The sequence below is a fragment of the Aliifodinibius sp. S!AR15-10 genome (assembly GCF_031569985.1).
Taxonomy (GTDB): domain Bacteria; phylum Bacteroidota; class Rhodothermia; order Balneolales; family Balneolaceae; genus JAMQKA01.
Genome location: NZ_JAMQKA010000108.1, coordinates 1 through 1520 on the forward strand (window position 1 = coordinate 1; position 1520 = coordinate 1520).

A 1520-nucleotide genomic window follows, 5' to 3' on the forward strand; every position below is an offset into this window, starting at 1 on the left:
ATGAATTTACCCTGCATCACGGCGACGAAATCAGAATTTCAATTTCCCAAATCGGGACATTAATTAATAAGGTTAAATAGACAGATGGAACTGACAGGACAAAATTTTATAGGCAACACGCGATCAGCAGAAGGAAGTGCAACCTTTCAGGCGGTCAACCCGGCCACGGGTGATGACCTTCAGCCAACCTACGTGGAGGCCACAGGCGATGAAGTGGACCAGGCCTTCCGGAAGGCGGAGGAGGCCTTTAAAGAGTACCGCCAGAAAAGCGGGGCCCGGCGGGCCGAACTGCTGGAGGCGATCGCCGACGAGATTGAGGCCCTGGGCGATGAGCTGATCCAGCGCTGCAGCAGGGAAACCGGCCTGACGGAAGGGCGCCTGAACGGCGAGCGAGGTCGCACGGTCGGACAGCTGCGACTATTTGCAGATGTAGCCCGTGAGGGATCATGGGTTGATGCCCGCATCGATACCTCCGAGGACGCACCGGACGTCAAGAGCATGAAGATGGCCCTCGGCCCGGTCGGCATTTTTGGGGCGAGTAACTTCCCGCTGGCGTTTTCAGTGGCCGGTGGAGATACCGCTTCGGCGCTGGCCGCGGGGTGCACCATCGTGGTCAAAGCACATCCGGCCCACCCGGGGACCTGCGAGATGATCGGGAGCGCGATACAGAAAGCCGTCAAGAACACCGGCATGCCGGAGGGTACCTTCTCGATGGTTCAGGGCACTTCCCACGAGGTGGGGAAAGCGATGGTCGAACACCCACTGGCGAAGGCGATCGGGTTTACCGGATCATTTAAAGGCGGAAAAGCGCTCTATGATGCGGCCACCAGCCGGCCGGAGCCGATCCCGGTCTATGCCGAGATGGGCAGCACCAATCCCATTTTCCTGCTGCCGGGCGCCATCGAAGAGCAGGGCGACGAGGTCGCCGAAGGGCTGGTCAACTCCGTCAACCTGGGTGTGGGACAGTTTTGCACGAATCCCGGGCTCGTGGCCTACCAGGACTCTGCCGAGGCCCGCAGCTTCCAGCAGAAAGTCTCCGAGCACTTTAAAAAAGCCGGTGCCGGAACGATGCTGACCGCCGGCATCCAGTCGGCCTACCAGCAGGGACTCCAGAAACTGCTGCAGCAGGAGGGGGTTCAACTCATCGCTGACGGTGAGGACAACGGCTCGGCAACCCCCGGGGTGCCGCACCTGCTGAATGTAAGTTCAAAGGACTTCCTGGCGAACAAATCGCTTGAGGAAGAGGTCTTTGGCCCGTCCACACTGACGATTACCGCCGATGGCAAACAGGACCTGGTGGAAATTGCGGAAAACCTGCAGGGCCACCTGACGGCCACGCTGTATGGAACGGAACAGGACCTGGAAGAGTACTCCGAACTGATAAGTGTACTACAACGAAAAGTCGGTCGCCTGATCTTCAACGGCTTCCCGACTGGGGTAGCAGTCAATCACGCCATGGTGCACGGGGGACCATTCCCGGCAACCACTGACAGCCGGAGTACTTCTGTGGGTACAACCGC

1 protein-coding gene is annotated in these 1520 nt (G+C 59.3%); it reads left to right on the forward strand.

Features of this window, described 5'->3' with window-relative positions; genetic code table 11:
- Positions 1 to 84: 84 nt before the first annotated feature.
- The coding region (locus tag NC796_RS26525) for an aldehyde dehydrogenase (NADP(+)) (protein ID WP_310688905.1) at positions 85 to 1520 on the forward strand (1436 nt) is incomplete at its 3' end.